Source organism: Acidovorax sp. GW101-11A03 (assembly GCF_059424825.1).
This window is the reverse complement of sequence record NZ_JBWKZU010000014.1, coordinates 57,701-79,890: the sequence shown is the minus strand read 5'-3', so window position 1 is coordinate 79,890 and position 22,190 is coordinate 57,701. Positions and strand designations below refer to the sequence as shown.

The 22,190-nt window shown below is 65.0% G+C and carries 18 protein-coding genes; 4 read left to right on the top strand and 14 right to left on the bottom strand.

All coding sequences use genetic code 11. The features are described 5' to 3' along the window. Nucleotides 1-2 precede the first annotated feature (2 nt). From pyrR to AC07Z7_RS08440, 3 genes are read right to left on the bottom strand one after another with little or no spacing between them, the layout of a single operon-like run. Nucleotides 3-524, bottom strand: a complete 522-nt coding sequence (pyrR, locus tag AC07Z7_RS08450) for a bifunctional pyr operon transcriptional regulator/uracil phosphoribosyltransferase PyrR (RefSeq protein WP_228896299.1) — start codon at nt 522-524, stop codon at nt 3-5. Next, nucleotides 521-952: a Holliday junction resolvase RuvX gene (gene ruvX / locus AC07Z7_RS08445; protein WP_494765978.1), complete on the bottom strand. Its 432-nt coding sequence runs from the start codon at nt 950-952 to the stop codon at nt 521-523. The genes pyrR and ruvX overlap by 4 nt, the downstream gene beginning before the upstream one ends. Beyond that, nucleotides 949-1,548 carry a YqgE/AlgH family protein gene (locus AC07Z7_RS08440; RefSeq protein WP_094291428.1) on the bottom strand — a complete coding sequence of 200 codons (600 nt, stop codon included), beginning with the start codon at nt 1,546-1,548 and terminating at the stop codon, nt 949-951. Before AC07Z7_RS08440 ends, ruvX begins: the two co-directional genes overlap by 4 nt. A gap of 21 nt (nt 1,549-1,569) precedes the next feature. Here AC07Z7_RS08440 and AC07Z7_RS08435 point away from each other — a divergent pair, with 21 nt between their 5' ends. After that, complete coding sequence (locus AC07Z7_RS08435) at nt 1,570-3,072, top strand: cryptochrome/photolyase family protein (RefSeq protein WP_494765977.1); 1,503 nt, start codon at nt 1,570-1,572, stop codon at nt 3,070-3,072. A gap of 42 nt (nt 3,073-3,114) precedes the next feature. On the opposite strand, the gene AC07Z7_RS08430 is transcribed toward AC07Z7_RS08435, so the two are convergent. The 7 genes from AC07Z7_RS08430 to AC07Z7_RS08400 form a co-directional block, all read right to left on the bottom strand. After that, entirely contained in the window at nt 3,115-4,287 is a 1,173-nt protein-coding gene (locus AC07Z7_RS08430; RefSeq protein ID WP_494765976.1) for a PilT/PilU family type 4a pilus ATPase, read from the bottom strand. A 158-nt stretch (nt 4,288-4,445) separates the two neighbouring features. Continuing rightward, complete coding sequence (locus AC07Z7_RS08425; RefSeq protein WP_494765975.1) at nt 4,446-10,697, bottom strand: hybrid sensor histidine kinase/response regulator; 6,252 nt, start codon at nt 10,695-10,697, stop codon at nt 4,446-4,448. Between the two features lie 48 nt (nt 10,698-10,745). Then, a complete protein-coding gene (locus AC07Z7_RS08420) occupies nt 10,746-13,037 on the bottom strand; it encodes a methyl-accepting chemotaxis protein (RefSeq protein ID WP_094291431.1) in 2,292 nt (763 codons plus the stop codon). Between the two features lie 21 nt (nt 13,038-13,058). Beyond that, on the bottom strand, nt 13,059-13,586 hold the full coding sequence (locus tag AC07Z7_RS08415; RefSeq protein ID WP_094291432.1) for a chemotaxis protein CheW: 528 nt from the start codon (nt 13,584-13,586) through the stop codon (nt 13,059-13,061). A gap of 15 nt (nt 13,587-13,601) precedes the next feature. Further along, complete coding sequence (locus AC07Z7_RS08410) at nt 13,602-13,967, bottom strand: response regulator (protein WP_010459520.1); 366 nt, start codon at nt 13,965-13,967, stop codon at nt 13,602-13,604. Beyond that, on the bottom strand, nt 13,967-14,365 hold the full coding sequence (locus tag AC07Z7_RS08405; protein WP_005796099.1) for a response regulator: 399 nt from the start codon (nt 14,363-14,365) through the stop codon (nt 13,967-13,969). The genes AC07Z7_RS08410 and AC07Z7_RS08405 overlap by 1 nt, the downstream gene beginning before the upstream one ends. 59 nt (nt 14,366-14,424) lie before the next feature. After that, on the bottom strand, nt 14,425-14,598 hold the full coding sequence (locus tag AC07Z7_RS08400; protein WP_082836248.1) for a rubredoxin: 174 nt from the start codon (nt 14,596-14,598) through the stop codon (nt 14,425-14,427). A gap of 93 nt (nt 14,599-14,691) precedes the next feature. Here AC07Z7_RS08400 and thiD point away from each other — a divergent pair, with 93 nt between their 5' ends. Beyond that, entirely contained in the window at nt 14,692-15,654 is a 963-nt protein-coding gene (gene thiD, locus AC07Z7_RS08395) for a bifunctional hydroxymethylpyrimidine kinase/phosphomethylpyrimidine kinase (RefSeq protein WP_094291433.1), read from the top strand. After that, nucleotides 15,638-16,942 carry a glutamate-1-semialdehyde 2,1-aminomutase gene (gene hemL / locus AC07Z7_RS08390; protein ID WP_494765974.1) on the top strand — a complete coding sequence of 435 codons (1,305 nt, stop codon included), beginning with the start codon at nt 15,638-15,640 and terminating at the stop codon, nt 16,940-16,942. The genes thiD and hemL overlap by 17 nt, the downstream gene beginning before the upstream one ends. A gap of 73 nt (nt 16,943-17,015) precedes the next feature. On the opposite strand, the gene AC07Z7_RS08385 is transcribed toward hemL, so the two are convergent. Next, complete coding sequence (locus AC07Z7_RS08385; RefSeq protein WP_494765973.1) at nt 17,016-17,807, bottom strand: IclR family transcriptional regulator domain-containing protein; 792 nt, start codon at nt 17,805-17,807, stop codon at nt 17,016-17,018. Nucleotides 17,808-17,923: 116 nt separating this feature from the next. Here AC07Z7_RS08385 and pobA point away from each other — a divergent pair, with 116 nt between their 5' ends. Next, entirely contained in the window at nt 17,924-19,108 is a 1,185-nt protein-coding gene (gene pobA, locus AC07Z7_RS08380; RefSeq protein WP_494765972.1) for a 4-hydroxybenzoate 3-monooxygenase, read from the top strand. Nucleotides 19,109-19,192: 84 nt separating this feature from the next. On the opposite strand, the gene purH is transcribed toward pobA, so the two are convergent. From purH to dusB, 3 genes are all read right to left on the bottom strand, one after another. Then, a complete protein-coding gene (purH, locus tag AC07Z7_RS08375; protein WP_494765971.1) occupies nt 19,193-20,794 on the bottom strand; it encodes a bifunctional phosphoribosylaminoimidazolecarboxamide formyltransferase/IMP cyclohydrolase in 1,602 nt (533 codons plus the stop codon). A 98-nt stretch (nt 20,795-20,892) separates the two neighbouring features. Next, nucleotides 20,893-21,126 carry a Fis family transcriptional regulator gene (locus tag AC07Z7_RS08370; RefSeq protein WP_063458953.1) on the bottom strand — a complete coding sequence of 78 codons (234 nt, stop codon included), beginning with the start codon at nt 21,124-21,126 and terminating at the stop codon, nt 20,893-20,895. Next, nucleotides 21,123-22,169 carry a tRNA dihydrouridine synthase DusB gene (gene dusB, locus AC07Z7_RS08365; RefSeq protein ID WP_494765970.1) on the bottom strand — a complete coding sequence of 349 codons (1,047 nt, stop codon included), beginning with the start codon at nt 22,167-22,169 and terminating at the stop codon, nt 21,123-21,125. Before dusB ends, AC07Z7_RS08370 begins: the two co-directional genes overlap by 4 nt. Between the last annotated feature and the right edge of the window lie 21 nt (nt 22,170-22,190).

Here is a 22,190-nt window from a genome sequence, read left to right as displayed (position 1 = left end):
GGTCAGGCCTCTTTGACTTGGAATTGGAAGATGCCGCTGTCGTCGCGCGCCAGGGCCAGCGACTGGGCGGCAGGCAGGGCCACGCGGGCGGCGGCAAAGTCGGCCTGCACGGGCAACTCGCGCCCGCCCCGGTCCACCAGCACGGCCAGGCGCACGCTGGCAGGGCGACCATAGTCGAACAGCTCGTTGAGCACGGCACGGATGGTGCGGCCGGTGTAGAGCACGTCGTCCAGCACCAGCACGTCGGCGCCGTTCACGTCAAACGGCAGCGCGGTCTGCGCGCTGGCCGACAGGCCGCGCTGGGCGAAGTCGTCGCGGTGCATCACCGACGAGAGCACACCGGCGGGGCCTTCCAGGCCCAGGTCCTTTTGCAGGCGCTCGGCCAGCCAGGCGCCGCCCGAGGCAATGCCCGCCAGGCGCGTGGTGGGGGTGAGCATGCTGCGCACGCCGCGCAGCAGCTCGCGGTACAGCGCCTCGGCGTCGAGCACCAGACTGCCGGACATTCCGGGGGATGGGGTGGTCATGGGAGATTCCTCAAAAACTGTTCCAGGATGATGCAGGCCGAGGCGGCATCGGCATCCTTGGCACCACCGGCGATGGCTTCAGTGGTGCTGTAGCGTTCGTCCACCTCGAACACCTGCAAGCCGAATCGGCCGCGCAGCTGGCGGCCGAATTTGAGCGCGCGCTGGGTGTTCTCGTGGCTCGCGCCGTCGGGGTGGTAGGGCACGCCGATCACCAGCGCGTCGGGTTGCCATTCCTTGATGCGCTCGGCCACCTGGGCAAAACGGGCATCGCCCTCGGCCTGGATGGTGCGTTGCGGCGTGGCGCTGCGCAGCATGCGGTTGCCCGACGCCACGCCTGTGCGCTTGAGGCCAAAGTCAAAAGCGAGAAAGGTCTGGAAATGCGCAGGAACGGCTGGCGGCAGGATCGACTGAACGGGCGAACCGGTCATGCGTGCCCCGCCTCGGGCGACAGCATCCAGGCCTTCAGGCCCAGTAGCGACAAGGCCCGGTCGTAACGCTCGGGCACGGGGGTGTCGAAGATCACCGACAAATCCGCCGCCACGGTCAGCCATGCGTTCTCGGCCAGCTCCGATTCGAGCTGCCCCTCGCCCCAGGACGAGTAGCCCAGCGTGATGAGCACGCGGCGCGGCCCGGCGCCGGTGGACAGGGCTTCAAGCACGTCCTTGGAGGTGGTCATCTCCAGCCCGCCGGGGATGGTCATGGTGGAGGCATAAGCCGATTCGTCGGTCTCGGCCTTGTCCATGAGCATGGGTTCGTGCAGCACAAAGCCACGCTCGGTCTGCACCGGGCCGCCCTGGAAGACGGGCTCCCGGGTGAGGTCTTCGCGCCGCAGCGACAAATCGACTTTGTCAAACAGGCTTTTGAGGGTGATGTCGGAGGGCTTGTTGATGATGAGCCCGAGTGCGCCACGTTCGCTGTGCTCGCACAGGTAGACCACACTGCGCGCAAAAGACTCATCTTCCAGGCCGGGCATCGCAATCAGGAAGTGATGCGTCAGGTTGATGGGCGCAGAATCGAAAGACATTCCTCAATTTTAACGGTGAACATGGCGCCCTCTTCCAGGCCTTGCGGACCTTCCGAGTCTACTTACCTCAGCGGCCTTGTCTGGTTCCGCCGCGACCTGCGCACTGCGGACCACGCCGCCCTGTACCGGGCGCTGACGCAGTGCAAGCAGGTGCACTGCGCCTTCGTGCTGGACCGGGAGATTCTGGACGGCCTGCCCCGCAGGGACCGGCGGGTGGAATTCATCCTCGCGTCGCTGGAGGAACTGGATGCCTCGCTGCGCGCCCTGTGTGGCCACCCGCAGGGCGGGCTCATCGTGCTGCATGCCGTGGCCAGCGAGGCGATCCCGGCCCTGGCGCAGAGCCTGGGCGTGCAGGCCGTGTTTGCCAACCACGATGATGAGCCCCAGGCACTGGCACGCGACAGCCTGGTGCGCACCCGCCTGGCTGCTGCGGGCAAGGCGTTCCACACCTTCAAGGACCACACGATTTTTGAACGCAGCGAGGTGCTGACGCAGACCGGCAACCCCTACAGCGTGTTCACGCCCTACAAGAACGCCTGGCTCAAGAAAATCGACGCTTTCCAGCTCCAAAGTTACCCGGTAGAGCGCCACGCACACCGCCTGGCGCCGCGCCCCCAGGCGCACTGCCAACCCGTGCCCGCACTGGCGTCGCTGGGGTTCGAGACCAGTGTTTCGCCAGCCCCCGGGCTGCCCACCGGCGCCCGTGGCGCACAGCAGCTGTTCGACGACTTTCTGGGCCGCATCGAGCGCTACGACCATGCGCGCGATTTTCCCGCCGTCAAAGGCCCCAGCTACCTCAGCGTGCATCTGCGCTTTGGCACCATCTCGCCACGCGTGCTGGCGCGCACCGCGCACGGGCTGGCACAGGCAGGCAACCCCGGCGCCGCGACATGGCTGAGCGAGCTGATCTGGCGCGACTTCTACTTTCAGATCCTGCACCACCACCCCCATGTGGTGGGCCACAGCTTCAAACCCGCCTACGACGCCATTCAGTGGGAAACCGGCCCCGAAGCCGACGCCCTGTTTGCCGCCTGGTGCGAAGGCCGCACCGGCTACCCGCTGGTGGATGCCGCCATGGCGCAAATCAACCAAACGGGCTACATGCACAACCGCCTGCGCATGGTGGTGGCGAGTTTCTTAGTGAAGGATCTGGGCATCGACTGGCGCCGGGGTGAGGCCTACTTTGCCACCCACCTCAATGACTTCGACCTGGCCGCCAACAATGGCGGCTGGCAGTGGGCCAGCTCCAGTGGGTGCGATGCCCAGCCCTACTTCCGCATCTTCAACCCGGTGAGCCAAAGCGAGAAGTTCGACCCGGAGGGCAAATTCATCCGCCGCTACCTGCCCCAGCTCGCAGCGCTCCCGACCAAGGCACTCCACGCCCCCTGGCTGGCGCTCCCCCTGGAGCTGCAGGAAGCGGGTGTGCACCTGGGAGCCACCTACCCCTTGCCTGTGGTGGAGCACGATGCCGCACGGCAACGCACGCTGGAGCGGTATGCCGTGGTGAAAACGGCTGCAGGGTAGTAACACACGGCTCTGCGGATTGAAGCAGGCCGCCGCCGTGCATTAGCGATGCGCCACGGGCGGCGGGTCGCCCTGTGGTGGTTCCTCAGGCGACATCTGCATGCCCTCGCCACCCAGCGAGGCACCGGCTGCGAGCCGCAGGCGCAGACGCACATCGGTGCGGTTGTCGGCATTGGCTATCGCTTCTGCGGGTGAGATGACACCCAGTTCGACCATGGACAACAGGGACTGGTCGAAGCTCCACATGCCCTGCTCCCCGCTGCGGGTGATGGCCGTCTTGAGTTCGTCAATCTGGCCTTTCTGGATCAGTTCGGCCACGTAGGGGGTCAGCAACATGATCTCTGTGGCGGGCACCAGGCTCCCGGCCAGCCCTGCGACGAGCCTCAAGGCCACCACCGCGCGCAGATTGAGCGACAGGTCCATGAGCAGCTGGCGGTGGGCATCCTCGGGGAAAAAATTCAGGATGCGCTGCACCGCCTGGTTAGCGTTGTTGGCATGCAGGGTGGACACGCACAGGTGCCCGGACTCGGCATAGTGCAGCGCGTGCTGCATGGTGGCCCGGTCGCGGATCTCGCCGATCAGGATCACATTGGGGGCCTCGCGCATGGCCCGCCGCAGGGCCTCGTCATAGGACAGCGTGTCGAGCCCTACTTCGCGCTGGGTGACCAGCGACTTCTTGTGGGTGTGCAGATACTCAATCGGGTCTTCCACGGTCAGGATATGCCCGCCCGCGTGGGTGTTGCGGTGGTCCAGCAATGCGGCCAGCGTGGTGGTCTTGCCCGAACCCGCAGCCCCTACCGTCAGCACCAGACCACCTTTGAGAAACGCCAGTTGTTGCAGCACCGGGGGCAGGCCCAGCGTCTGCAGGTCGGGTATCTGCGCAATCACATGCCGTATCACCATGCCCACCTGTCCACGCTGGCGGTGCACATTGACGCGAAAACGCTCGCCCTCGGGGGTCTGGAACGACAGGTCGCACTCCATGGTGGTCTCGAACTCCTGCCGTTGGGCATCGCGCAAGATGGAGTAAGCCATCTGCCGCACGTCGTCCGCCGACAGCACCTGCTGGGCAATCGGCGCAAACGCGCCCTGCCGCTTGATGGTGGGCGGGGCACCCGCCAGCAGAAAAAGATCGGAGGCACGCTCCCTGGCCGCAAAGGCCAGGCACGCCAGCAAGCGAGGATCGGCAGTGTGCGACAGCTCTGCCGGGTCCATCAGCACACCTGCCATCTGCGAAAGGCGGGCTGCGGCGAATCAGCCCATGGACGCGCTTCACCACCTGCCATAGCGCCACCCATCACGGAAACATGGCACCCCAAAAAACCACAGCCCCGCCGGTGAAGGACGGGGCTGTGGGTGTTGCACATGGTCTTTCAGGCCTCGGCCGCTGCCGCGATGCGGGCGTAGTGCTGGATCAGGCTCAGCAGCTCCTCATCCGAGTACGGCTTGCCCAGATAGTGGTTCACACCCAGCTCCATCGCATGCTCACGGTGCTTCTCGGCGATGCGCGAGGTGATCATGATGATCGGCAGGTCGCGCAACGCACCGTCTGCACGGATGTTGCGCGCCAAGTCGAAGCCGTCCATGCGGGGCATTTCGATGTCGGACAGCACCACGGTCGGACGCTCCTCCTGCAGCCGCTCCAGGGCCTGCAGGCCGTCGGCCGCCAGGGCCACCCGGTAACCTTCGCGCTGCAGCAGGCGCTGCGTGACGCGGCGCACGGTGATGGAGTCGTCCACCACCAGCACCAGCGGCACCTGGCTGGTGCCCGCCAACTGGGGCGAGACCACCTGCTTGCCACCACCAGTGCCACCTTCCACCGCTTCCGGGGCAGGCGCCATGCCCACACTGGCAGCGCGCACCTGATCGCCGTACACCGTGGCCAGCGCCACCGGGTTGTAGATCAGCACCACGGCACCCGAGGCCAGCACCGACATCCCGGCCAGGCCTGGCAGGCGGGACAACTGGGGGCCGAGGTTTTTCACCACGACTTCCTGGTTGCCCAGCACTTCGTCCACATGCATGGCCACACGCTGCGCTGCGCTGCGGAAGATCACCACGGGGCGGGTCTTGCCTGCGGGCTCATGGCTGCGCGCAGACGCCTGCAGCAAGGCACCGGACCAGAAGAAGGGCACCTTCTCCATCCCGTCGTCAAACACGCCGGTGCGGTAGGCTTCCTCCAGGTCGGCCGCAGAGGTGCGGCGCACGATTTCCACCACGTTGGCAGGCACGCCCACCGCCAGATCGCCAGTGCGCAGCATCACCACCTGCGTCACCGCCGTCGTCAAAGGCAGCACCATGCGGAACGCCGCGCCCTTGCCAGCCTCAGTCGAGGTCTCGATGCGCCCCCCCAGGGCGTTGATTTCGGCACGCACCACGTCCATGCCGATGCCGCGTCCAGCCAGGCCGGTCACTTCGGATGCCGTCGAGAAGCCCGGCATGAAGATCAGGTTGGCGGCCTCGGCATCGCTGAGTTCCACACCGGGTTCCACGATGCCCTGAGACAGGGCCTTTTCGCGGATGCGCGGCAGGTTCAGGCCCGCGCCGTCGTCGCGGAACTCCACCGATACGTCGTTGCCTTCGTGGTGCAGATCCACGGTGATCGTGCCGGAGGCAGGCTTGCCCGCCGCCACCCGCACTTCGGGATCTTCGATGCCATGGGCCACACAGTTGCGCAGTAAGTGTTCGAACGCCGGGGTCATGCGGTCCAGCACGCCACGGTCCATTTCGATGGAGCCGCCGGTGATGTCCAGCTTGATCTGCTTGCCGGTCTCCTTGGAAGCCTGGCGCACCACGGCGTAGAGGCGTTCGGCAATGCCTTCGAACTCCACCATGCGGGTGCGCAGCAGGTCGCGCTGCAGCTCACGCGCCTGACGGCCCTGGGCGATCAAATCGTCTTCCGCGCCTTCCATGGCGCGTTGCAGATTGCGCTGCACCGTGGCCACGTCGTTGACCGACTCGGCCATCATGCGGGTGAGTTCCTGCACACGGGTGAAGCGGTCGAACTCCAGCGGGTCGAAACCGGCGGCCGAATCCTTGGACAAGGCCAGACGCGACTGCATCTGCGATTCGGCCTGCACCTCGATGTCGCGCAGTTGCTGACGCAGCCTGTCGAGGTTGCCCGAAAGGTCGGAAAGCGAGCTGCGGAACTGCCCCAGGCGCACATCCAGGCGCGAACGGCTGATCATCACCTCGCCCGCCTGGTTCACCAGGCGGTCCAGCAACTGGGCTCGCACACGCACCGACTGGCTGGCGGCCACACGCAAGGGCGCCAGTTGCGACGGGCCGGGCAGCCGGACCGCCGGAGCGGCTGGTGCGGCCGCAGCGGCACCCGCCACAGCTGCAGCAGGCGCCGTGGCCTGTTCTGCGACATCCGGACGGCCATGGGCGGCTTCGACGGGCAGTGTGACCACCGTGTCGGCAGGCGTCTGGCCAATGGCACGCAGGGCGTCGAAGTTTGCCTGCAGACCGTCAAAACTGCCCTGCAAGGGGTCGATCTGGTCGGCGGTGACGGTCTCGGCATCGAGCTGCTCGATGGCCGACTCCAGCCGGTGGGCCATTTCGCCCAGGCGCATGGCACCAGCCAGTCGCGAGCTGCCCTTGAGCGTGTGCAAGGCGCGCAGCACTTCGCTGCGGGCACCCAGGTTGTCGGGCCGTGCAGCCCATTGGCGCAGGGCGCCCCCCAGTTGGGGCAACAGCTCGGCAGCCTCTTCCTCGAAGATCGGGAAAAGGTCGGGGTCGATGACGTCAATCGCATCGATGTCGTCATCCACATCCGGAGACAGCGCCACGGCGTGGGCGATCGCGTCGTCGATCAGTTGGTCCTGATCGTGGGCCACCACCGACAGCGCGGGCGCCACATGGCCCTGCGGGATGATGAGCGGTGCAGGCTCCAGCGTCGCCTCGGCAAACGCCTCGGGTTCGTCGGCTGGTTCCATGGCGGGCGCGGGTTCCGACACCGACACTGGCTCGGTGGCCACAGGCTCCACCATCTCGATCGGGAAGGCTTCGGCAGCATCCTCTTCGGGCGGCGACAGGGTGGGAACCACCTCGGCTTCCAGGATCTGGCGCAGCTGCTCCAGAACCTCCTCGTTGGGCTCCTTGAGGAAACCCGCAGCAAATTGGTGCAGAAGGCGGCGGATGTCTTCGGCCGCACCCATGAAGGCCTGGGCCTGCTCCTGCGTGCCACCGGATTGCAGCTGCACATGCTGCATCGCGTGTTCCAGTGCCCGAGCCAACTCCGACAGGGCGGTGAAACCGACCGTGGCAGAACTTCCCGCCAGCGAATGTGCCAGCGCCACCGCCACGTCGGGCAGGGGCTCATGCAGCTCCAGCGACCACTCCTGGAGACAGGTCACCAGGCGGCGCGACCATTCGTCGGCCTCGTTCAGATAGACGTTGTACAGCGGGATGCTGATGCGCAGGGTATCAATCACCTTGACCGCATCGTCACTGGCGCCGCTGTCCTCTTGCGGCAGGGCGTCCAGAAGCTCGGCCATTTCAGAGTCCAGCTCGACATCGGCAGGTGCAGCCGCCTCATGGGCCTCAGCCACCACCGGCGCCTCCGCAGCAGCCGCTGCGGACTCTGCTTCCAGCAACCGTTCCAGGGCTTCGACATCCAGCGACGCCAGAGCATCCGATGCCTCTGGCACTTCAGCGTCGATGTCTGCGGGTACGGCGGCTTCTGGGGCTGCGCTCACTTCTGCTTCAGGCACAGCGGACGCTTCGACCGGAGCGTCCAGCAGCGGCTCCGGTGCGGCGGCCACGGCCGCAACCTCGGCAACAGGCGCCACATCGGGCAGGTCCAGATCGGGCAACTCCAGGTCGAGCACGAAATCGGCGCTGGACGGATCCACCACGGGCGCTGGGGCCGAGTCTGCATTCAGGGCGGCGGTGAAGACGGAGAAATCAATGTCCTCGGCCACCTCTGCCACGCCAGGTGCAGCGGCCAGTTCAGGTGCAACGGGCGCAGGCGGTTCAGGGACATGCTCCGAAATTTCGGTCGCCTGGAAGTCCATCAGACCCAGATCATCCTCAGGGGCCTCGGCCGCTTCGACCACCACGGCACCGGCAGGCACGCTGGCCGTTTCGGGCTCCAGCTCCACCAGGGCATCGATCTCCGAAACAGCCGCCAGGGGCTCACCACTCTCGGAGGGCACCACCAGAGGCAGCAGCGTGCCATCCAGGCGCATGGCATCTGCGGATTTGCGGAAGGACTCGGGGTCCCAGCCAGTTGCACGGCCTGCCGCAATGTCGTCGGCCCATCGGCCAAAGGCCCGCAAGGCGTCCGAGGACAGTGTCAACAAACCCGGTTGCATGGGCTTCTGTTCAGCCAGCCAGGCGTTGAGGATCTGTTCCATCGACCAGGCGGCCTCGCCAAAGTCGTTGAGGCCCACCATGCGAGAACTGCCCTTGAGCGTATGGAAGGCACGGCGCAAGGTGGTCTGTTCGCTCAGATTGCCAGGCTCTTCCTGCAGCAGGTCGGTGGCGGCCAATCCGTTGACCACCACTTCGCGTGCTTCTTCCAGGAAAACTTCCAGTAGCTCATCTTCCACATCGGGCACAGCCGCCTTGGCCGTGGAGGCGGGGGCCTCCGCAGCAGTGACAGCCGACGCGGGTGTAGCAGGTGCCGCCACATCGAAGGAAATGTCCGGAGCGAGGCTTTCAGGCTCTGCCGGAGCCACGGGCTCGCTGGCTGGGGCAGCCCCCAGATCCAGGATGGGGGCAAAGTCCGTGGGTTCGCTGACCGGCTCTGGCACAGGGAAACGCGGCAACACGTCAGGCACCAGAGTGTCTGTGCGCTCCTCCAGTTTGGCGGGCGCTTCCTCCATGGCATCCGATGCGCGCGCACGGGTCTTGCCCATGAGGATGCGCAACTCGCCAAGGTTCTCGTCATAGACAAAGAGCTTGCGCGCCATCGTGCGCTGGTAGCTCAGCATGTCGATCAGGAAACCCAGCGCACCCAGGCTGTTGCCGAGCTTCTCGAAAACAGCCTGGCGACCTTCTTCGGGCACTTCGTTGATGAGCAGGCGCTCCACCGTGTCGCGCATGCGTACCACCGCCAGGGAAGCCTGGTCCAACCCGAGCACCGACAACACGCCGCGCATCTGGGCCAAGTGCCCGGGCACCGTGGCCAATACGGCCGTGTCCTGCGAATTGCGGAAAAACTGATCCAGTGCCTTCTCGGCCTCGCCCAAGGTCAAACGCAACTCGTCCACCACACTGCCCATGGTCTGGTTGTCGCTGACCCTGCGGTACAGCTCTTCCATCCAGGGCTCCAGAGGCTCGGGTTCGGCTCCCGCAGTCACTGCATCCAGGCGCTCAGCCAGGCGGGTCGCTCGCGACTCCATCTGGTCGTCGGCCGCATCCAGCTCTTCAAACGCGGCTTGGAGGTACAGCACCGAGGTTGCCACCTCCATCGCCAAGGCGGCCGAGGGCGGCTCACCCGAGCGGGTGGTGAACTCCATCGCCCGCGTCAGCGCCTGGGCCAGGTTTTCGCTACCGGGGTGCAACTTTCTCAGCGAATCACACACCAGACTGAACTGGTCTGCCGCCGGTTTGAGTTTGTTGCGATCTCCACCAGCCAGCGCTGACCAGGTCTCGGTAGCCGACGCGATGCGCTTGCGCGCCTGCGCCAGCACTGCTGGATCAAAACGCCCGAAGCGGGCGGTTTCGTAATCAACGGGCTTGAAACGGTCCAGGGAAAACGCCTGGCGCACCGCGCGCAGCGAAGGCGCTGCCTCAGCAGGCAGCTCGGACGCCTTGGCCTGAGAGCAGAAAAAGAGCAGATCCTGCACCAGGCGGTCGGCGATGGTGGGATCCCCCTTGGCCAGGGTCGCGTACTGCATCAGCACCCGCGAGGCCACACGCTTGACGTACACGTCAGGCGCCAGCAAACCGGAACCAAATGCCTCGAAGAAGCCCGCGCAGATCTTCCAGAAGGCGCGTGCCTGGCGGTCCGTCTGGGCCGCCACAAAGCCAAGACAGGTGTCGCGCAGGTTCAGCGCAGCCCGGAGATCGCCGGACTTGACGATGCGCAGAACGGCCGCATCCAGCCGCGCCCGCGCCTCGGGGCCATAAGGCAATGGCGCAAGGGTCACCGTCCCTTCAGGCTCGCGGAAACGACGCTCCACAGGCCATAGGTCTGCGGGGTGTACACGGTCAGCGCCCGCCAGAGCCTGGGCATCACGGTACTGTGGGAACAGGGCGACCGGAGACACCGACTTGCCTGCCAGCACGGTCTCCAGGTACTCAATCAGCGCAAAGCTTGCGCGCTCGATCACGGCCGCAGCATCGTCGCTGCAGGTTTCAGGCCGTTGCACAAACTTCTGGACGGCCGACTCCATGGAGCGCAGCACCAGGGCTGGCGGGCCCATGCCCACCATCTCCAGCGCACCACAGGCCTGGTGCAATTGCTGGCGCGCAATGCGCAGAGCACCCGCATCCAGGGCCGCCAGATCGGATTCCCGCGCGACCTCCGCATCGCGCACAAAGCGGCGCATGGCCTTGACCGCACCGTCGAGTGACTTACGCAGTTCGTCAAGCACCCAAGCCAAAGGACCCAGGTCCTGATCTCCCTGGGTCCCTTCTGCGGCCGGTGCATTGTTGGCATCAATAGATGACATGGATTTGTCCCCGGCTGCAATGAGCCAGCTGGTTGATGACTACTGCTGTCAGGCGATCTTGAAACGTGCCACCGATTGGCGCAGTTCTTCGGCCATGTGCGACAACTCACGCACCTGTTGTGCCGTGGTGCGGGTACCTTCACCCGTTTGCTCGGTCACCGCAAAAATGTGCTGGATGTTGTCGGCCACTTCGTTGGCCAGAACGGCTTCGCGGGAAGTCGAAGACGAAATCTGCTCAATCAGTTCAGCAAGGCGGCGCGACACGCGGTCAATTTCGGTCAGTGCGGTACCGGCTGAGTCGGAGAGGCGGGCCCCTTCCACCACACCCTGCGTGGAGCGCTCCATAGCGGCCACGGCATCCTGGGTGTCGGTCTGAATGGCCTTCACGAGTGCCGAGATCTGGCGCGTAGCGTCTGCGGAACGTTCAGCAAGGCGCTGCACTTCTTCCGCCACCACCGAGAAGCCGCGACCGGCTTCACCAGCGGATGCTGCCTGGATGGCTGCGTTCAGCGCCAGCACGTTCGTCTGCTCGGTAATGTCGGAAATCAGCTCGGTGATTTCACCGATCTCCTGCGACGACTCGCCCAGGCGCTTGATCCGCTTGGAGGTGTCCTGGATCTGGTCGCGGATGGAGTTCATACCACCGATGGCGTTCTGCACGGCCTGCAGACCCGAGTCGGCAGCTTGCAGCGATTGGCGGGCCACAGTGGCCGACTCTTGGGCTTGTGTGGACACTTCGTTGATTCGGGTTGCCATGTCCAGAACGGAACGGCCGGTTTCGCGAATTTCGCGCAGCTGCTCGGTCGATGCGGCCAGCAGCTCGGTGGAGGTGTTGTCCACCTGCGCCGTCGTCTGCGCCACACGAGTTGCCGTGTTCTGCACGCTGCCCACCAGCTGGCGCAGCTCTTCCACCGTGTAGTTCACCGAGTCGGCAATGGCGCCCGTGATGTCCTCGGTCACCGTGGCTTCTTGCGTCAGGTCACCTTCAGCAACCGACTGCAGTTCGTTCATCAAACGCAAAATGGCAGCCTGGTTGGCGTCGTTGACGCGCTTGGCTTCCTGCTCCTGGCGCTTGGCGTCCTTTTGCTGCGTTTCGGCAGCCGCTTGGCGGCCCCGGCTGTCCAGCAGCTGCACGCGCGAAATGCCGATACCGCACAGCAGCACGAACAGACCTGCCAGTGCCAGGGCGGCAAACTGGCCGGCACCCAGACCGGTCTGGGCAGACAGCTTGCTTTGCAGGCCTTCCAGCTGGCGGCGCAGCGGTTCGCTGTCGGCAATGATGGCGGATTGCGCTTCACGGGCAGACACCAGGCCTTGCAGGTTGCCCAGAATGGCGCTGGCCTGGGTACGGGTCTGTTCGTAGAGCTTGACCAGGGCTTCGAGTTGTTCGCGGGTCTGGGCGTCCTTGGTGGCGGCCAGGCGCAGTTCCGGGCTGCCGTCCAGCAGGCCCTGGGCGATTTCCTTGAACGAGTTCAAGTCCTTGCCCAGCAGGAACACGGCCTCGGGGCTCACGCCTTCCATGGTCTGGAATTCGTTGGCCGACTTGCCGATACGCTGGGTCAACATCACGAGCTGACCAGCGGCAGAAATTTCAGCGGCCGGGGCATTCTGCTGGAGCTTCAGCGAGGACACGGTTTCGGCGATTTCCAGCAGGTCGGAGGACTGGCGGTTGATGGTGCGCAGAGCGTCACCCACCTGGGTCAGGATCTTCTGCTGGCCCATCACCACACTGGCGTTGCGCTCGGCGCGCTCCATCAAGGGATTGACGGCATCCAGATCGGGCTTGAACGGCTCGCCCAGCGACTGCACACCCAGCTCGCTGTCACCCGCATTCAGGGCGCGCACGTTGCGCGCCAGCACGCCCGAGCTTTCCACCACATCCGGAAAGGCCTGGGGGCTGCCCACCAGAGCCTGCGACACCGACTTGGCCAGACGCTGCGACTGCATCAGCGATTGACCGGTAGCGGCAAGCTGCTGCGCGGAGCGGTCCGCCTGCTGCAGCACCCAGAACGCAATCGCACCCAGCACCAACACACCCACCAGCAGCAGGGCCAGCAGACGGCGTTGGTGGCCTGCGGCCGTAGACCGGCCCAGCAAGGGCAGGGAGATCAGCTCCTCGTCCGTTTCCGAAGCTGCCAGCTCGGAGGGATAACCACCATCCGGGTCCCCCTGAACGCTGTTCATGGCCTCTGCCTGATAGGCATCACGCAACTGCGCGCCATCCAGGGCGCCCGTGGCCAGGACATCCTGTCCATCGTCCGCCGTGCCAGCGGCTGCGCCTGCATCCGGCGTAGCGGGTTTCCGGTTGAACAGTTTTCCAAATTGATTGACGACGGACATGGTGCAGCCTTACAGAAAAACTCAAGCACTGATGCTCAGGAATGCGGGATGTTGGGACAGGATCTGCAGGTTCAGCTCCTGCCAGCGTGTGCCGCTGGAATCGATATAGGTGGTGCCGAAGAAGCTGGGCGCATCTTCAGCCGGTGGCTCGGACGACACAAAGGCGTCGGTTCCGCGCAGACCCGCCAGGCGGTCCACCAGCAATGCCGCGTTGACATCCAGCGCGGCATTGAAGGCCAGCAGGCTGGACTCGGCCAGGGCCTGTTCGGTGCGGGGCGCTGCCGATCCCAGCAGGCCCGCCAGGTCCACAACGCCCACCAGCCCACCACGCAGGTTGGCAACGCCCAGAAACCAGCTTTGGGTGTAGGGCACAGCCTGGACGGAGGCCCAGGGGAAAATCTCCCCGGACTGCCCCAGGGGCAACAAGTAGAAACTCCCGGCGGACTCGACAGCCAGCCAGGATGACACAGAGGTCCCTTCGGTTCTTGCAGCCTGCAGGCGGCTGGCAAGTCGGGTCTGCAGCTCTCGCAGGGCTTCGCGGTTGGCCATGAGCGCGCCGCAGCCTCAGTTCAGAGCGTCGATTTTTGCCTGCAATTCGGCGGGATCCACCGGCTTGGTGATATAGCCGCGCGCGCCCTGACGCATGCCCCAGACACGGTCGGTTTCCTGGTTCTTGCTGGTGCACATGATGATCGGCACATCGGCATACAGCGGGTCGCGGGTAATGGCACGCGTGAGCTGAAAACCATTCTGGCCGGGCATGACCACGTCCATCAAAATCAGGTCGGGCTTTTCTTCAGCGAGGCGGCGGAAGGCTTCGTCGGCATTTTCTGCAGTACGGACTTGCATGCCTTTTTTCTGAAGCAGGTCCGTCAAAAACATCAACTCGGTCTTCGAGTCGTCGACGACCAATACTTTCTGAATGGGCATTACATGGCTCCTTGTTGGGAATTGCCAAACTGTTGAACTGCCTGCAACAGCTGGTCTTTGGTAAATGGCTTGGTGAGATATTCCTGGCAGCCGACCATGCGCCCGCGCGCCTTGTCGAACACGCCGTCCTTGGAGGACAGCATCACCACCGGAGTATCTGCAAAACGGGCGTTGCGCTTGATGATGGCGCAGGTCTGGTACCCGTCGAGCTTGGGCATGAGGATGTCGCAGAAAATCAGCTGAGGCTGGTAATCGTTGACTTTGGCCAAAGCATCAAAGCCGTCGTCTGCCAACAAGACTTCGTGCCCCCCCTGCTTGAGAAAAATCTCGGCGCTTCGACGGATGGTGTTGCTGTCATCCACCACGAGCACTTTGAAAGATGCGCCTGTTGTAGTCAATTGTCACTGCTCCCGATGGAGAAAATAAACAACGCCGCAGCAAGTGGTGCCGGGGCGTCTCAGATCTGAACCATCTCGAAATCTTCCTTGCGGGCGCCACATTCAGGGCAGGTCCAATTCATGGGGACCTGATCCCAGGGCGTGTTGGGTGCAATGCCGTGCTCAGGGGACCCCTCTGCCTCGTCATAAATCCAGCCGCAAATCAAACACATCCAAGTTTTAGAGTCGGTCACAGCTTAAAGGGCCTTCACATAGAATGCAACGATTGTATCTAGTCATCTCCATGGGCTGCGGCTTCGGTGCCCCCCTCAAGCAGGATCTGGTCCATGACCATCAAAGCGTCTCCTCCCCCCTCAGAAATCACAGAGATCGACGATGACGGTGCGGAGGAAGCAAGCCCTGCCTGTGTGCTTGTCTTCAATGCCAGCGACCCCAGCGGCGCAGGCGGGCTGACCGCCGACATCACCACCATTGCGTCTGTCGGCGGGCACCCGATTGCCGTGGTCACAGGCGCTTACGCCCGCGACACGGCAGAGATTTTTGACCACTTCGGCTTTGACGACGAGGCCGTGGCCGAGCAGGCCCGGGCCGTGCTGGAGGACCTCCCGGTCCAGGCCATCAAGGTCGGCTTCGTGGGCAGCCCCGAGAACATCAGCACCATCGCCGAAATAACTACGGACTATGACGAAGTCCCGGTGATAGCTTACATGCCCAACCTTTCCTGGTGGCGCGACGAGCTGATCGACGAGTACCTGGACGCCTTCCGCGAATTGTTGTTGCCCCAGACCTCAGTGTTGGTTGGAAACCACAGCACGCTGTGGCGCTGGCTGCTGCCCGACTGGAGCGGCGAGCGCAACCCCACGGCCCGCGACATCGCCCGGGCTGCGTCTGAAATGGGTGTGCCCTACACCCTGGTCACCGGCATCCCCCTGCCCGAACAGTTTGTCGAGAACGTGCTGGCTTCTCCCCAGACTGTGCTGGGCAGCGGCAAGTTCGAGCTGTTTGATGCCACGTTTGCAGGCGCGGGCGACACCCTCTCGGCCGCACTCACCGCCCTGGTGGCGGCAGGCAACGACCTGGGCGAAGCCACCAGCGAGGCGCTGAGCTACCTGGACCGCTGCCTGGACGCCGGCTTTCGCCCCGGCATGGGCCACATCGTGCCCGACCGCATGTTCTGGGCCCAGCCCGAAGACGGCGAGCCCGGCGTGGACGAAGAAGAAGAGACTCCGATCGACGAAGCACAGGCCCTGGAAGGCTTTGTGATGCCCCCCCATGACACCAAGCACTGATCTCAACATCCCCCTGTTCGAACGCGCCAAGGCGCTGATCCCCGGCGGCGTGAACTCGCCCGTGCGGGCCTTCAAGGCCGTGGGCGGCACGCCCCGCTTTGTGAAGCGCGCCCAGGGCGCCTACTTCTGGGACGCCAACGACCAGCGTTTTATTGACTACATCGGCTCCTGGGGCCCGATGATCCTGGGCCACGGCCACCCCGCCGTGCTCGAAGCCGTGCAAAGCGCCGCGCTCGAAGGCTTCAGCTTTGGCGCCCCCACCGAGCGTGAAGTGGAACTGGCCGAAGAGATCCTGGGCCTCGTGCCCTCCATGGAGATGATCCGCCTCGTCAGCTCGGGCACCGAAGCGGGCATGAGTGCCATCCGCCTGGCGCGCGGCGCCACGGGCCGCAGCAAGTTCATCAAGTTCGAAGGCTGCTACCACGGCCACGCCGACTCGCTGCTGGTCAAGGCCGGATCGGGCCTGGCCACCTTCGGCAATGCCACCAGCGCGGGCGTGCCGCCCGAGGTGGTGCAGCACACCATCGTGCTCGAATACAACAACGTCGCCCAGCTCGAAGAAGCCTTTGCCCTGCACGGCAAGGAACTGGCCTGCGTGATGATCGAGCCCATCGCGGGCAACATGAATCTGGTGCGCGCAAGCGTGCCTTTCATGAAGCGCTGCCGCGAGCTGTGTACCGAATATGGCGCGCTGCTGGTGCTCGACGAGGTCATGACGGGCTTCCGCGTGGCGCTGGGCAGCGCCCAGAGCGTATACGCCAAGAGCATCCCGGGCTTCAAGCCGGACCTCACCGTGCTGGGCAAGGTGATTGGCGGCGGTATGCCCCTGGCAGCCTTTGGCGGGCCACGCGCCATCATGGAGAACCTCGCACCGCTGGGCGCCGTGTACCAGGCCGGAACGCTGTCGGGCAATCCCGTGGCCACCGCCTGCGGGCTGGCCACGCTGCGCGAGATCAAGAAGCCGGGCTTCTTCGACGCACTGTCGGCCACCACACGCTCCCTGGTTGATGGCCTCGCCGCTGCGGCGGCGGCTGAAGGCGTGCCCTTCAGCACCGACAGCGAAGGCGGCATGTTCGGCTTCTTCCTGATGCCCGAGCTGCCCCAGAACTACGCCCAGGTGCTCCAAACCGACAGCGCGCGCTTCAACCAGCTGTTTCACGGCCTGCTGGACCGGGGGGTCTACATTGCGCCGGCCCTGTACGAAGCGGGTTTTGTGAGCGCCGCCCACACGGCCGACGACATTGCCGCCACCGTGGCGGCGGCCCGCGAAGTGTTCAAAACACTATAAAAACAATAGCTAACAGCGCTTACCCATAGCGCGGTAGCTGCCTTTTTTGTTCATATTTTCGACGGCAGGGTGGTCACAACAGCCCGCGCAGCTCCCGGGCTGCGTCCTGCAGCAGCGGCAGCATGTCGCGCTGCAGGCTGCCTTCATCGATCTGCTTGGGCGACGCCACCACGTTGAGCGCCGCCACTGTGTGGCCCTGCAGGTTGCGCAGCGGCACGGCCAGTGCGTGCACGCCCAGCTCGTGCTCCTCCACCGCCAGGCAGTAGTCATCGCGGCGCGCCTTGGCAATCACCTGCCGCAGCGGCCCGACCTGGGTGATGGTGTGGGGCGTGAGGCGTTGCAGCGTGTGGCCCTTGAGCCATTGCGTGAGTTCCACTGGCGACAACGCCGCCAGCAGCACCCGCCCGGTGGACGTGGGGTGTGCAGGCAGCCGCGCGCCCAGGTGCAGGCCATAGGCCAGCACACGCGACGGCGCGCCATACACCCCGCTGCGCGCCACGATCACCACCTCGTTGCCATCCAGCACTACGGCCGAGAAGGACTGCTGCGTCTGCGCCGCCAGCCGGTTCAGCGTGGGCTGCAGCACACGCGGCAGCCGCGCCGAGGCCAAGTAGCTGCCGGAAAACCGCAGCACCTTGGGCGCCAGCCAGAAGTAGCTGCCATCCGTCTCCAGATAGCCCAGGTGCGCCAGGGTGAGCAGATGCCGCCGTGCCGCCGCCCGCGTGAGCCCGGTGCGCTGCGCGGCCAGCGTGGCGTTGAGCCGCTGGCGCTCGGTGTCAAAACTCTCCAGCACGGCCATGCCTTTGGCCATGCCTTCGATGAAGTCTGCCTTGGCGATGGGGGCGGCGGCCTGCACGATGGTCATTGCGCGATGATCGCACAACACGACCGCCAATCGCACGCAACTGCCGCAGCGCCATGCTCTCTTGACGCAGATCAACCTACGCTTGGCAGCATCGAACTTCACGAGATTGCCCCACCATGCGTACCCAGGTTGCCATCATCGGCGCAGGCCCCGCCGGCCTGCTGCTCGGCCAGTTGCTCTACAAGTCCGGCATTGACGCCGTCATCATCGAACAGCGCAGCCCCGACTACGTGCTGGGCCGCATCCGCGCGGGTGTGCTGGAGCAGGTCAGCATGGACCTGCTGGACAAGGCCGGTGTCGGGGCCCGCGCCCATGCCGAGGGCCTGCCGCACGACGGCATCGAGCTGCTGTTCAAGGGCGCGCGCCACCGCATCGACCTGCACGACCTGACCGGCGGCAGCCGCGTGACGGTGTACGGCCAGACCGAAGTCACGCGTGACCTGATGGACGCGCGCGCAGCTGAAGGCCTGACCACCGTGTACGACGCGCAGAACGTGCAGGTGCACGATTTCGACGGCCAGAGCCCCCGCGTGACTTACCAGAAGGACGGTCAGACGCACGAGCTGGCCTGCGACTTCATCGCCGGTTGCGACGGCTACCACGGCGTGTGCCGCGCCAGCGCGCCGGCCAACCTGCTCAAGACCTACGAACGCGTGTACCCCTTTGGCTGGCTGGGCGTGCTGGCCGATGTGCCGCCCGTCTCGCACGAACTGATTTACGCCAACACCGAACGCGGCTTTGCGCTGTGCAGCATGCGCAGCGCCACGCGCAGCCGCTACTACGTGCAGGTGCCCAGCACCGACAAGATCGACAACTGGACCATCGACCAGTTCTGGACCGAGCTGGGCAACCGCCTGGACCCCGAGGCGCGCGCGAATCTGATCACCGGCCCGGCGCTGGAGATGAGCATCGCCCCGCTGCGCAGCTTTGTGGCCGAACCCATGCGTTTTGGCCGCATGTTCCTGGCGGGCGACGCGGCCCACATCGTGCCGCCCACGGGCGCCAAGGGCCTGAACCTGGCGGCCAGCGACGTGGGCTACCTGTGGACAGCGCTCACCGAGTTCTACACAGAGAAGTCCGCCGTGGGCATCGACACCTACTCCGACCGCTGCCTGCGCCGCGTGTGGCGGGCAGAGCGCTTCTCGTGGTGGTTCACCTCGCTGATGCACCGCTTTCCCGAGACCGGCGAATTCGGGCAGAAAATCCAGGAGGCCGAACTGGACTACCTGGTGAACTCACGCGCTGCTTCGGTGTCGCTGGCCGAGAACTACGTGGGGCTGCCGATGAATTTCGGCACCTGAACCTCACCTTCATCCTGACAACGGACATAAAAAAAGCGGCTTCCTTGGAAGCCGCTTTTTGTTGGGTGCCCGCCGCCGGTGGGATCAATGGCGGAAGTGGCGCACGCCGCTGAAGACCATGGCCACGCCGCGCTCGTTGGCAGCATCAATGACTTCGTTGTCGCGCATCGATCCGCCGGGCTGGATCACGCAGGTGGCGCCCGCATCGACCACCACATCGAGGCCGTCGCGGAAGGGGAAGAACGCATCGCTCGCCACCACCGTACCTTGCAAGGTCAGGCCTGCGTGGCCTGCCTTGATGCTGGCGATGCGGGCCGAGTCCAGGCGGCTCATCTGGCCAGCGCCCACGCCCATGGTCATTCCGCCCTTGCAGAAAACGATGGCATTGCTCTTGACGTACTTGGCGACCTTCCAGGCAAACAGCAGGTCTTCCATTTCTTCCAGCGTGGGCTGCTTCTGGGTCACGACCTTGAGGTCGATGAGCGACAGCTCGTGGTTGTCGGCCGTCTGCAGCAGCAGGCCCGAGCCGATGCGCTTGGCGTCCATGGCGTTGCGGCCGCGTTCCCAGTCCGTCTTGCCACCGTGTGCAGGCAGTGCGATCTTGAGCAGGCGCACATTGGCCTTGGCCTTGAAGATCTCCAGCGCCTCGGCGGTGAAGTCGGGGGCCATCAGCACTTCGACAAACTGCTTGCTGACCTGGGCTGCGGCCTGGCCGTCCACCACGCGGTTGAAGGCAATGATGCCGCCGAAGGCGCTGGTGGGGTCGGTCTGGAAGGCCTTGCTGTAGGCGCTCAGCGCATCCAGGCCCACGGCCACGCCGCAGGGGTTGGCGTGCTTGACGATCACGCAGGCCGCGGCGTCAAAGCTCTTCACACATTCCCAGGCGGCATCGGCATCGGCGATGTTGTTGTAGCTCAGTTCCTTGCCCTGCAGCTGCACGCCGGTGACCAGCGAGCCGGGCGCGGGGTGCAGGTCGCGGTACAGCGCGGCTTGCTGGTGGCTGTTTTCGCCGTAGCGCAGGTCTTGCACCTTGGTGAAGATGCCGTTGCTCTGGCCGGGGAACTGGGTGCGCGTAGGCACGTAGGTTTCCGACAGTTTTTCTTCTTCGAACGTGACGGACGAGAGGTAGTCGCTGATCGCGCCGTCGTACTGGGCGATGCGGTTGAAGGCGGCCACCGACAGCGCAAAGCGCAGCTTGTCGCTCAACTTGCCACCGGCCTTGAGTTCAGCCAGCACGGCCTCGTACTGGTCGGCCGAGGTGATCACGCCCACGTCCTTCCAGTTCTTGGCGGCGCTGCGCACCATGGCGGGGCCGCCGATGTCGATGTTCTCGATGGCGTCGGCCAGCGTGCAACCGGCCTTGGCCACGGTGGCTTCAAAGGGGTAGAGGTTGACCACCAGCAGGTCGATGGTGTCGATGCCGTGTTCCTTCAAGGCGGCCATGTGTTCGGGCAGCTCGCGGCGCGCCAGCAGGCCACCGTGCACCTTGGGGTGCAGCGTCTTCACACGGCCATCCAGCATTTCGGGGAACTGGGTGACCTCGGCCACCTCGGTCACGGGCAGGCCCTTGTCGGCCAGCAGCTTGGCGGTGCCGCCGGTGGACAAGAGCTTGATGCCCAGCGCGTGCAGCGCTTGTGCAAATTCGACAATGCCGGTCTTGTCGGAGACGGAAAGAAGTGCGTTCATGGCAGTGGTGGTGGGGAGGTTTTGAATAAAAAAGGGCCCTTGCGCCTGTCCATCAAGGGCCAATAGCTATAAATTAGATAGCAACCAGCACGACAGCATCAGAGCAGCTTGTGCTCGACCAGCTTCTTGCGCAGGGTGTTGCGGTTCAGACCCAGCCATTCGGCCGCGCGCGACTGGTTGTTGTCCGCATGGGTCATCACCACTTCCAGCAGCGGTTTTTCGACCACACGCACCAGCATGTCGTACATGCCATCGGGCGTCTCGCCGCCCAGGTCGCGAAAGTAGCCCTGCAGGCTCTCGCGCACGCATTCTTCTATGTGTTTCTTGCTCATGCAGCCAATCCCTCTTGTTCTTCTGGTTCTGCGTCCACGCCCGAGGCGGCAGGCAGCCGGTCCATCTGTTGCCCCAGGGCATCCAGGTAGTCGGCCACGGCCTGCCACTGCGTGGTGCAGTCTTCGATCGTGTTGATGTGTTGCCTGAAGGCCTCGCCACCCGGCAACGCGCGCAGGTACCACGCAATGTGCTTGCGCGCACTGCGCACCCCGGTCAGCTCGCCATACAGGCTGTAGTGGTCTTGCAGGTGGTCCAGCAGCAGGCGGCGCACCTCGGCCACCAGCGGTGGCGCCAGGTGCTCGCCCGTGGCCAGAAAGTGGCCGATCTCGCGGAAGATCCACGGGCGGCCCTGGGCGGCGCGGCCGATCATGATCGCGTCGGCACCGGTGGCGGCCAGCACATCGCGCGCCTTTTCGGGCGAGGTGATGTCGCCGTTGGCCACCACGGGCACCTTCACTGCCGCCTTGACGGCGGCGATGGTGTCGTACTCGGCATGGCCCTTGTAGCCCTGCTCGCGCGTGCGGCCGTGCACGGTGAGCATCTGGATGCCCACGCTTTCGAACTGCCGCGCCAATGCGACGGCGTTCTTGTGCTCCTGGCACCAGCCGGTGCGCATCTTCAGCGTGACGGGCACGTTGAAAGGCGCGCAAGCCTCGACCACTGCAGCGGCAATCTCCACCGCCAGGGCTTCGTTCTGCATCAGCGCAGAGCCCGCCCATTTGTTGCAGACCTTCTTGGCCGGGCAGCCCATGTTGATGTCGATGATCTGCGCGCCGCGTTCCACGTTGTAGACCGCGGCCTCGGCCATCATCGGTGCATCGGTGCCAGCAATCTGCACGGCGATGGGCCCGGGTTCCCCTTCATGGTTGGCCCGGCGCGAGGTCTTGAGGCTGTTCCACAGGTCCTTGCGCGAGGTCACCATCTCGCTGACCGCATAACCCGCGCCCAGCGCCTTGCACAGCTGGCGGAACGGCCGGTCGGTGACGCCCGCCATGGGGGCGACAAACAACCGGTTCGCCAAAGGAATGTGGCCGATGTGCATGGGAGGGGTGCGGGAGGGGGC

Excerpts from the sequence above, each read along its gene's own strand:
- AC07Z7_RS08385 (WP_494765973.1), bottom strand. The coding sequence starts at position 17,807 with ATGACCATCGTGCAGGCCGCCGCCCCCATCGCCAAGGCAGACTTCATC.
- AC07Z7_RS08430 (WP_494765976.1), bottom strand. The coding sequence starts at position 4,287 with ATGGACCCGGCAGAGCTGTCGCACACTGCCGATCCTCGCTTGCTGGCG.
- AC07Z7_RS08370 (WP_063458953.1), bottom strand. The coding sequence starts at position 21,126 with ATGAGCAAGAAACACATAGAAGAATGCGTGCGCGAGAGCCTGCAGGGC.
- AC07Z7_RS08425 (WP_494765975.1), bottom strand. The coding sequence starts at position 10,697 with ATGTCATCTATTGATGCCAACAATGCACCGGCCGCAGAAGGGACCCAG.
- hemL (WP_494765974.1), top strand. The coding sequence starts at position 15,638 with ATGACACCAAGCACTGATCTCAACATCCCCCTGTTCGAACGCGCCAAG.
- dusB (WP_494765970.1), bottom strand. The coding sequence starts at position 22,169 with ATGCACATCGGCCACATTCCTTTGGCGAACCGGTTGTTTGTCGCCCCC.
- AC07Z7_RS08435 (WP_494765977.1), top strand. The coding sequence starts at position 1,570 with ATGGCGCCCTCTTCCAGGCCTTGCGGACCTTCCGAGTCTACTTACCTC.
- AC07Z7_RS08410 (WP_010459520.1), bottom strand. The coding sequence starts at position 13,967 with ATGCCCATTCAGAAAGTATTGGTCGTCGACGACTCGAAGACCGAGTTG.
- AC07Z7_RS08420 (WP_094291431.1), bottom strand. The coding sequence starts at position 13,037 with ATGTCCGTCGTCAATCAATTTGGAAAACTGTTCAACCGGAAACCCGCT.
- purH (WP_494765971.1), bottom strand. The coding sequence starts at position 20,794 with ATGAACGCACTTCTTTCCGTCTCCGACAAGACCGGCATTGTCGAATTT.
- thiD (WP_094291433.1), top strand. The coding sequence starts at position 14,692 with ATGACCATCAAAGCGTCTCCTCCCCCCTCAGAAATCACAGAGATCGAC.
- AC07Z7_RS08415 (WP_094291432.1), bottom strand. The coding sequence starts at position 13,586 with ATGGCCAACCGCGAAGCCCTGCGAGAGCTGCAGACCCGACTTGCCAGC.
- ruvX (WP_494765978.1), bottom strand. The coding sequence starts at position 952 with ATGACCGGTTCGCCCGTTCAGTCGATCCTGCCGCCAGCCGTTCCTGCG.
- AC07Z7_RS08440 (WP_094291428.1), bottom strand. The coding sequence starts at position 1,548 with ATGTCTTTCGATTCTGCGCCCATCAACCTGACGCATCACTTCCTGATT.
- pobA (WP_494765972.1), top strand. The coding sequence starts at position 17,924 with ATGCGTACCCAGGTTGCCATCATCGGCGCAGGCCCCGCCGGCCTGCTG.
- pyrR (WP_228896299.1), bottom strand. The coding sequence starts at position 524 with ATGACCACCCCATCCCCCGGAATGTCCGGCAGTCTGGTGCTCGACGCC.